We start from the raw sequence: 9266 nt of genomic DNA, 5'->3' as shown, positions 1-9266 counted from the left end.
ACACAACAAATCCGATCGAGCGTATGAACAAAGAACTACGCAAACGATTAAAGCCGATGAATAGCCTTACTAATATTGAAGCGGCAGAAAAGATCATTTACCTGCAAGCACTAGATTACAACGAAAAGTGGTGTGGCAGAGCCATTCGCGGCTTTGTCGATCCTGATACGAAGGTCGCGTTTGAGCAGATGTACAACGAGCGATATGCGAGAGGGGCAGACTAAGACCTTTAATCTCCCGCGCCTGCGCTTGGGCTACGCCCTCCAACCGAACAAGCATCATATTCTTTATCCAACGTTCCGATGGATAATCTTACTACACAAACTACTTGACGCTACCCTCATCCACTCCATTTGCATTCCTAGAACCAACTCTTCCTCGGTTAAATCAATAGTTCCCTGTACGCTCGCAACTACTGCTATATAGCAATGTGACCTTTGCAAAAATCGATTTTTCACTTTGTGTTCATCTATGTAGCCCAAATAAAGTTTGATGACGGCATCATAGCCTGTTTCTTCTTTAATTTCTCGCAGGAATGCCACCTCTGCTTTTTCTCCATCCTCTATACCTCCGCCAGGCAGCTTATACAGATGAGTAGCAGACAATTTCATAATTGCAATTTGCCCTTGTTCATTTAGTAAAATGCCTCTTGAAGCATCACGGGATACTTCATCCATGAATCTAGCTTCGCCGCCGTATAAATCACTTTCCGTAATGTTTCTGATAAGATGCATCTATTCGCCGCCTCTTCTTATAATTATTTCCCACCCAAAAGATGTTGGATTCATTATATTTCCAGCGTTTCATAAATTGCAATAAAAAACCACTCCATTAGTGGGCCAGTGCGATCCCAATAAAGATGTGGTTAAAATATTGTCTTTTCTCTAATCGTCTAATCTTTCGAATCCCAAAAAGAAAACCGCCATTATCGGATGCGTCGAATCCGATAAATGGCGGTTTAAGTTGCTAGCTCACCTTATGCTCGATCCGCAGCTTGTCAGCGACCATCGCGATGAATTCCGAGTTGGTAGGCTTTGATTTGCTGATGTTGATCGTATAGCCAAACAGGTGGCTGATGCTGTCGATGTTGCCGCGAGTCCAAGCGACTTCAATCGCGTGGCGGATCGCACGTTCAACGCGGGAAGGCGTTGTTTTGAATTTTTCGGCGATTGCTGGATACAGCGTTTTTGTAATTGCGCCAAGAATTTCAATGTTGTTATACACCATTGTGATCGCTTCGCGCAAATATTGATATCCTTTAATATGTGCAGGTACGCCGATTTCATGTATGATGCTCGTAATATTCGCATCCAAGTTTTTACCCTTAGCAAGCGGCACAACATTGGATTTAACCGTTGTCGTCGTCGAGCTGTAAGTAGAAGTGGAAGCAAATGCGCTATTGCCGACTAGCTGGCGAATCCGATTTGCCAAAATTTCCATATCAAATGGCTTCAAAATATAATACGATGCGCCCAATTGTACTGCTTTTTGCGTAATGTTTTCTTGGCCGAAAGCAGTCAGCATAATAATTTTCGGCATTGGAGACAAGTTCATTTCTTTCAGTCGCTCCAACACGCCAAGTCCGTCCAAATGGGGCATAATTATATCGAGAATAAGCACATCCGGAATTTTTCCCGTTTCTTCAAGGTGGGCCAATACTTCTTCTCCGTTGTACGCGATTCCGCATACGCTCATATCACTTTGTTCCGATATGTACTCCGATAACAGGTTAGTAAATTCACGGTTGTCATCTGCCAACAAAACTTCGATCTTGTGCAAGGTATGGTCCTCCCTTAAATTGTTTGTTTATTCGATTATGATTACCTTCCCATAGTTGTCTTGCTTAATGGTTTCGACATGGCCAACCAAATTCCTCCTGTCGAAAATTATTTATCTTTATTTTTTTTCAGATTTTCGTTATAATTAATAATTTATTACATTTAGTGATTTTGTTCGTTTTATTTCGACAGTTTCAGCATCGTCCTGTCGTTTAATCTATGAAGCAAAAAACCGCTGCCGGCAACGAGGTCACGTTAGCCATCAGCGGTTTCTTTATTGATACGTTAAGCTGCTGTTCCGATATTAGATGGTTTATGACCGGACTTGTCCGAACGCATCAAAACACCGGCATCCTGCAACATCCATTCAATAAAACATCCGTATCCAGAAGATGGATCATTAACAAATACATGAGTTACAGCCCCGACAAGCTTGCCATTTTGAATAATTGGACTGCCTGACATCCCTTGTACAATTCCGCCTGTTTTATCAAGGAGTCTCTTGTCTGTAATCTTGATAACCATTCCTTTTGTTGCAGGGGCAGGCTGTTTGGTTACATGGGAAATTTCAATATCGAAGCGTTCGACGCGTTGACCGTTTACGACGGTCAATATTTGCGCAGGACCTTCCTTTACTTCTTCGGCAAAAGCAACGGGAATCGACTTTTCACTATAACTGTGGTTCGGATTCTCGTTCATTTTACCGAAGATGCCAAATGGCGTATTGCGTTCAATATTCCCAAGCACTTTGCCTTCTTTGACAAAATGGGCTCGTTTCTCGCCCGGATCGCCATTTTGGCTCTTGTTTATGGAAGTTACGCTTGATTGCAATATTTGACCGTCACCAACTTCGATTGGCGTTTGCGTGTCCATGTCGGTAATTACATGACCAAGCGCACCATAAACCCCTTGATCCGGCGCATAGAACGTCAAAGTGCCGACACCTGCAGCGGAATCGCGAATATAAAGTCCAAGCCGCCAATTTCGCTCTTGTGCGTCAAGTACCGGGCTTAAACGCGTTTCCGCTAATGTACCGTTGCGTTTGTAAGTAATAGCCAGCGGTTTCTTCGCAATACCGGCTTGTTCAACGATTTCGGCTACCTTACGTACTTCATTAATGACTTTACCGTCGATTTTAACGATGAGATCGCCTAACTTTAAACCTGCTTCTTCACCTGGAGATTTCTTGATTCCGTTGTTGTCTGCAACTTGATGATGACCAACCACAAGAATACCAGCTGATTTCACCTTAACGCCAATTGTCTGACCGCCTGGAATTACCTTTAAATCTGGAACGACATTCACTTTAACGGTCTTGAAAGGAATTTTACCAAATAATTTCACTTTCATGCTTGTCTGGCCGCTATGATAAGGCTGCAGTGACAAAGTGTCGTTTAAATTAACGGACAACGATTGCTTCGGTGAACCGTTAATTTGAAGCATTTGAGGATCTACAGTTACTTCGGCATGTACGGGAACCCCATAATGCAGTCGTTTCAATTGGCCGGAAAACAAACGGATTTCATTTGGGAATGCGGCAAAATGTTGAAACGGTGCGGAGAGCCCGCCTATGCAAACGAAGAAAACGAGAACCAGGCCAAACCATCTCTTCCTTGGGCTGGAGTTCAATGATTTCACGCTCCCTGTTATTCCATCGCATGACGAGAAAGGCATCATCGCCATTGGCGTACCTATAAGGTACCCTGCACCGTTTGTTTTATGACCGCAAAAACATTCCCTGAATACCTTCCATTAGGCTCCCTTCTGCCGATTCGCCAAATCAAGCATTTCTTGTGCATGATGACGTGTTTTTTCCGTTACTTCGACACCGCCAAGCATTCGCGCAAGCTCCTCGATTCTTGTCTGCAAACTAAGCTTAGTGACTGAAGTGCAAGTCCGCTGTCCAACCACTTGTTTGCTTATTTCATAATGATGATCCGCCATGCAAGCCACTTGCGGCAAATGCGTAATCGAGAAAATCTGGCACCGCATGGACAGCTGCGACATTTTCTCCGCGATCGCTTGCGCTGCACGTCCGCTAACGCCTGTATCGACCTCATCGAATATAAGTACGGGAATTTGATCAATCTCTGCAAAAATTGATTTCAAGGCAAGCATAATGCGCGACATTTCACCGCCAGAAGCAATTTTGCTGAGCGGCTTTAACGGTTCGCCTGGATTCGTCGACATCATAAAAACGGCCTCATCCATTCCGTTGCCGTTCAGGCTGATTTTCGCCTCCTCAACGCTTTCATGTTGACCGATTCGATCCAATTGTACACAAAAGATTGCTTTATTCATTTGTAATTGAACGAGCTCTGATTCAATCGACTCCGATAATCGTTTCGCTGCATGCGTTCGAAGCTGCGAAAGCTCTGCAGCAAGCTCAACCGCACGCTCATACAATACACGTTCTTCTTTTCGCAGCTTGTCTAAATAGTCATCGCGATTTTCAATTTTATCGCGCTCGAGCGAGGTTCTCTTCAAATAAGCAAGTATATCGGGAATGGTCTCTCCATATTTGCGCTTTAAGCTGTTGATCAAATCAAGACGATCATCTATAAAAGCCAACTGCTCCGGATCCGAATCAATGCTGTCGCGATAATCCCTTAGCTGAAATGCCGCGTCTTCTGCCTGATAATAAGCGGATTGCAGTTGCTCCAGCAATGGCGATATTCGTCCGGGATCAAACGTCTGTATGTCCATCAGCTTTGTAATTGCCTTATTCAAAGCATCTATTCCTTTGCCGCCGGTCAGATAGCTGTAAGCGTCGGATACGCTGTCCATTCGTTTGCCTGCATATTGAAGCTTTCTCTTCTCTTCCGCGAGCTTCTCATCTTCACCAGGCTTTAGCTGAGCATTCGTAATTTCTTCAATTTGAAACCGATATAGATCAAGCATTTGCACATTTTGCCTTGTCGATTCCTCGAGCTCGCGAAGACTTGATCTTGTTTTCTGAAGCTCGTGAAATACGGCACGATATGCCTGTTTCCGCTCGATCAACAAATCGCCCGCGAACATATCCAGCCATTCCAAGTGCTGTTCTGTCCGCAGCAATGATTGATGCTCGTGCTGGCCATGAATATTGACGAGGCATTCGCCGATTTCTCGCAGCATCGTCATCGTAACCAGTTGTCCGTTCACGCGGCTGCTGCTCTTGCCTTGAGACGTTAATTCCCGGCGAATAACGAGCATCTCATCGGCTGAAGCATGAACGCCAAGCTTGTCCAGTACGCGCCAAACCGGATGATTGCGATGAAGATCAAACATCGCTTCCATCTCCGCTTTATCGCAGCCGTATCTGACCATATCTGCTGAGCCGCGTCCACCGACGATCAAGCTGAGCGCATCGATTATGATGGATTTACCCGCTCCCGTCTCTCCCGTCAACACATGGAATCCATGGTGAAACGAAACGTTTACCTCTTCAATAACCGCTAAATTTCGAATGGACATCTCACGCAGCATGGCGCAAATACCTCCTATATTGTTCTTCATTGTATAAACATGTGAAATGCGCTTAATTCCGCCAGTTCTAATTCAACAGCTCCAGCAGCTTCTCAACAAGATCCGAGCTCATTTCTTTATTTCTGCAAATAATGAGGATAGTGTCATCTCCGCAAATCGTTCCCATAACTTCAGTCCATTCCATATTGTCAATGAGTGCCCCGATTGCATTCGCAGTTCCCGGCGAGCATTTCATGACGACCAGATTGTCCGTGTAATCAATATGTACGAAATGATCCAGCAGCGCCCTCTTCAATTTATTTATGGGGTTGTGCCGCTGCTGATCCTGAGGAAGAGAATATTTGTACCGGCCGTCGCCGACCGGGATCTTAATGAGCATTAATTCCTTCATATCGCGAGACACCGTAGCTTGAGTAACCTGCAAACCGGTTTCCCTCAACGCTTCGACCAATTCCTCTTGAGTCTCGATCACTTGATTGGTAACTAATTCTTTAATTCTGTACTGCCGAATTCCTTTCATAAAATCCCTCGATTCGTATGGAATAATTATTCTCCGACATGAAAACGAATGGTTCGAATAGCCTGTTCCTTCACATCTACGAACAAAACCCCTGCGCATTCCGGTGCGATCAGCGAATAAATGAGGAGCCTGTCTCTCACTCCGCTGCCTGTCCAATCCATCGGCATCCGATCACGCGCAGTCTTTACTATATACATTGTGCCGTCTTGCTCGGCAATATAATCGATATACAATCGGCTTGCAAGCGGTTCCCCATCAAGCTCGATGCCTACCGGCACCCGATGCTTGCCTGAAACAACCTCAAAGCCTGCCTGTTCCAAAAAAGCAATGTTCTCATCGTTATCGTCAAGCTGTCCGCCTTTCCCAAGCTTTATGCGATTGACAGTATAAGGCGTGTGCAGCCAACGGTAAAATGAGCGATAGATCCATATCGCCAGCAGCGAGCCGGCAATCAGCATTACAAACCATTCAATAAAGCTCCCCACATGTATGCCTCCCTCTCACAATCTCGATCATAATCGCTTCTATAACATTTCGAGATGAAGGATAATTTTCCCTGTTCGGATTGGCAACAGAAGAAGCGAACGCATGTTTGGTGTTTTTAGTTTATCAAATAGACCGCCCTTCTGTAAAGTGCGAAGACGCAAAAAAAGAGTCTTGCCGCCAAGATGACGCAGACTCTGTAGCCTTTTATAGCTATTTCTTTTTGACCGTAAACGTATCGCTCGCTTCCCGCACCACCGATAGAATAACGGAATCGTCCGGAACAGCTTGATTGGCGCGCCCCGTCCAAACCCAGTAAGCAAGAAACTCAATGTTTCCTTCACCGCCCGTAATCGGCGAGAACGTTAATTGATTCAAATCAAAACCGATTTCCGCAGCCGCTCCAAGCACGCTCCGCAGCACTTCAGCATGAACAGACGGCTCGCGCACGACGCCAGACTTCCCGACTTGCTCGCGTCCCGCCTCAAACTGCGGCTTAATAAGCGCGACAACGCCGGAGCCTTCGCTGACAAGCTGTCCGAGTGCAGGCAAGATCAGTTTTAGCGAAATAAATGAAACGTCAATCGATGCAAAATTAGGCGCAGGACCGGTCAAATCCTGTGACGTCATGTAACGAAAATTCATTCGCTCCATCACATTGACGCGCTCGTCCTGCCTGAGCGACCAATCCAATTGATTGTAACCAACATCAATCGCATAAACATATGAGGCGCCGTTTTGCAGCGCGCAATCGGTAAAGCCGCCTGTTGAAGCTCCGATATCAAGCATCACACGGCTATTCATATCGATGCCAAACTGACGAATTGCCTTCTCCAGCTTCAATCCTCCGCGGCTTACATAAGGGTGTACAGCTCCCCTTACTCTTATGTCGGCTGTACGGGGAACTTTCATTCCGCTTTTATCAATCGGCACATTGTCGACGAGCACAAGACCGGCCATTAGCGCGGCTTTTGCTTTTTCTCTGCTTGGATAAAAGCCGCGCTCGACCAGCAGCACATCGATTCTTTCCTTTGGTGTATTGGTCATTTTTCTCCTTAAACAACGTACATATAGAACGTATAGACTAGCTTAATGCTGACTTGATGCTTTCATTTTACGGGCAGGCAGCATAGTTTTAAATTCCGTTGATACGCGTTCGGCTGTTAAGCCGACTTCGATCTGCTGCTCTCTAATGGAGCCGTGCTCGATAAATTCATCCGGTATGCCAATAATTCGAATCGATAAACCATAAATATTGCGCAGCGAGTAAAATTCAAGCACAGAGCTGCCGAAACCGCCAAGCTCCGTCCCTTCCTCAAGCACGACAATCGGCTTGCCTTCCTCAGCAAGGCCGAGCAACAGCTGTTCATCAAGCGGTTTAATAAATCTTGCGTTTACAATTCGAATGTTCAAGCCGTCGCGCTTCAACAGCTCAGCAGCTTCATGAGCAACTTGAAGCATTGGTCCGATTGCCAAAATAACGCCCGATTCGCCTTCGCGAATGGTCTCCCATTTGCCAAAAGGCAGCGGCTTAATGTCCGTTTCCATCTCGACGCCGAGGCCATTAATCCGCGGATAGCGAATAGCAATCGGTCCGTCGTTATAGTCGATTGCCGTTTTCATCATACGGCGCAGCTCATTTTCGTCCTTAGGCATCATAATGGCCAAATTTGGCACATGGCGCAAAAAGGCGATATCGTATATGCCTTGATGCGTATCGCCGTCCGGACCTACGAAGCCCGCGCGGTCGATTGCAAACACCACATTAGCGTTATGACGGCAAATATCGTGGACAACTTGGTCATACGCGCGCTGCAGGAAAGTCGAATAAACGGCATATACCGGTTTCAAGCCTTCCATTGCCATTGCAGCGGATAACGTTGCCGCATGCTGTTCCGCTATGCCGACATCGATCATGCGATCCGGAAACTTCTCAGCAAACTTGAGCAAGCCGGAGCCGCCGGGCATCGCCGGCGTAATCGCAACGATCCGTTCGTCCTTTTCCGCCAGCTCGATAAGCGTACTGCCGAATACTTCTGTATACATTGGAGGCCCTACAGCTTTCAGCATTTGGCCCGATTCGATTTTGTAGGACGTAGCGCCGTGCCACTTGAACGAATCCGCTTCCGCTGGCGAGTAGCCTTTGCCTTTTACCGTAATGACATGGACTAGCACTGGTCCTTCAATCGAGTCGGCTTGCTTCATCAATTCGGCCAATTGCTCGATATCGTGACCGTCTACCGGTCCCAAGTACGTAAAACCAAATTGCTCGAATAGAATGCCGCTGACAAGCAAATACTTCAAGCTGTCTTTGAAACGCTCCGCTGTTTTGGCCAGTTTGCCGCCAATCGCAGGGATTTTGTTCAGAAAATGCTGAAGCTCATCCTTGGCCTTCTGATAATGGCGGTCCGTCCGGATTTTGCTTAAATAATGGTGCATCGCGCCGACATTTGGCGCGATAGACATTTCATTGTCGTTGAGCACGACGATTAAGTTTTTCTTCTCGTCGCCGATATGGTTGAGCGCCTCTAACGCCATACCGCCAGTTAAAGCGCCGTCTCCGATAACAGCTACTACGCGGTTGCTCTCGCCCTTCAAATCGCGAGCCAGCGCCATCCCCATCGCAGCGGACAACGATGTGCTGCTGTGGCCGGCTTCCCAAACGTCATGCTCGCTTTCGGAACGTTTGACAAAACCGCTTAAGCCCTTATATTTGCGTAAAGAATCAAACCGGTCTTTGCGTCCGGTTAAAATTTTATGAACGTATGATTGATGGCCCACATCAAAAATAAACTTATCCGTCGGGCTGTCAAATAAGTAATGAAGCACTAAAGTCAGCTCCACTACCCCCAGGTTAGGCGCAAGATGGCCGCCCGTAACGGAGAGCTTTTCGATTAGAAATTGACGAATTTCCCCCGCCAGCTGTTCCAGCTCGGGGACCGATAAGCTTTTCAAATCCTGAGGTCCGTTTATATGGTCAAGCAGCACGTTGCTTCCTCGCTTTCTAAAAACGCTGT

The 9266-nt window shown here is 46.4% G+C and carries 9 protein-coding genes; 1 reads left to right on the top strand and 8 read right to left on the bottom strand.

What is annotated here, in order from left to right:
* The coding region (locus tag GOM71_RS12605) for a transposase (protein ID WP_173275340.1) at positions 1 to 224 on the top strand (224 nt) is incomplete at its 5' end.
* Positions 225 to 287: 63 nt separating this feature from the next.
* Here the strand turns inward: GOM71_RS12605 and GOM71_RS12600 are convergent.
* From GOM71_RS12600 to dxs, 8 genes are all read right to left on the bottom strand, one after another.
* Complete coding sequence (locus tag GOM71_RS12600) at positions 288 to 734, bottom strand: NUDIX hydrolase (protein WP_156281538.1); 447 nt, start codon at positions 732 to 734, stop codon at positions 288 to 290.
* A gap of 232 nt (positions 735 to 966) precedes the next feature.
* Positions 967 to 1779: a sporulation transcription factor Spo0A gene (gene spo0A, locus GOM71_RS12595; protein WP_156281536.1), complete on the bottom strand. Its 813-nt coding sequence runs from the start codon at positions 1777 to 1779 to the stop codon at positions 967 to 969.
* Positions 1780 to 2063: 284 nt separating this feature from the next.
* Positions 2064 to 3407 (bottom strand): SpoIVB peptidase, encoded by a 1344-nt coding sequence (spoIVB, locus tag GOM71_RS12590; RefSeq protein ID WP_173275561.1) that lies wholly within the window; start codon positions 3405 to 3407, stop codon positions 2064 to 2066.
* A 123-nt stretch (positions 3408 to 3530) separates the two neighbouring features.
* Complete coding sequence (gene recN, locus GOM71_RS12585; RefSeq protein WP_156281534.1) at positions 3531 to 5246, bottom strand: DNA repair protein RecN; 1716 nt, start codon at positions 5244 to 5246, stop codon at positions 3531 to 3533.
* A 67-nt stretch (positions 5247 to 5313) separates the two neighbouring features.
* Entirely contained in the window at positions 5314 to 5766 is a 453-nt protein-coding gene (ahrC, locus tag GOM71_RS12580; protein ID WP_156281532.1) for a transcriptional regulator AhrC/ArgR, read from the bottom strand.
* Positions 5767 to 5792: 26 nt separating this feature from the next.
* Complete coding sequence (locus GOM71_RS12575; RefSeq protein ID WP_367649578.1) at positions 5793 to 6251, bottom strand: hypothetical protein; 459 nt, start codon at positions 6249 to 6251, stop codon at positions 5793 to 5795.
* A gap of 211 nt (positions 6252 to 6462) precedes the next feature.
* Positions 6463 to 7296, bottom strand: coding sequence for a TlyA family RNA methyltransferase (locus GOM71_RS12570; RefSeq protein WP_156281530.1), 834 nt, complete (start codon positions 7294 to 7296; stop codon positions 6463 to 6465).
* Between the two features lie 42 nt (positions 7297 to 7338).
* Positions 7339 to 9237, bottom strand: coding sequence for a 1-deoxy-D-xylulose-5-phosphate synthase (gene dxs, locus GOM71_RS12565; protein WP_367649577.1), 1899 nt, complete (start codon positions 9235 to 9237; stop codon positions 7339 to 7341).
* Positions 9238 to 9266 lie beyond the last annotated feature (29 nt).

The organism is Paenibacillus sp. NEAU-GSW1, from assembly GCF_009737085.1.
Taxonomy (GTDB): domain Bacteria; phylum Bacillota; class Bacilli; order Paenibacillales; family Paenibacillaceae; genus Pristimantibacillus.
The sequence above is the reverse complement of the archived record's forward strand: the minus strand, read 5'-3'. Positions and strand labels throughout refer to the sequence as shown.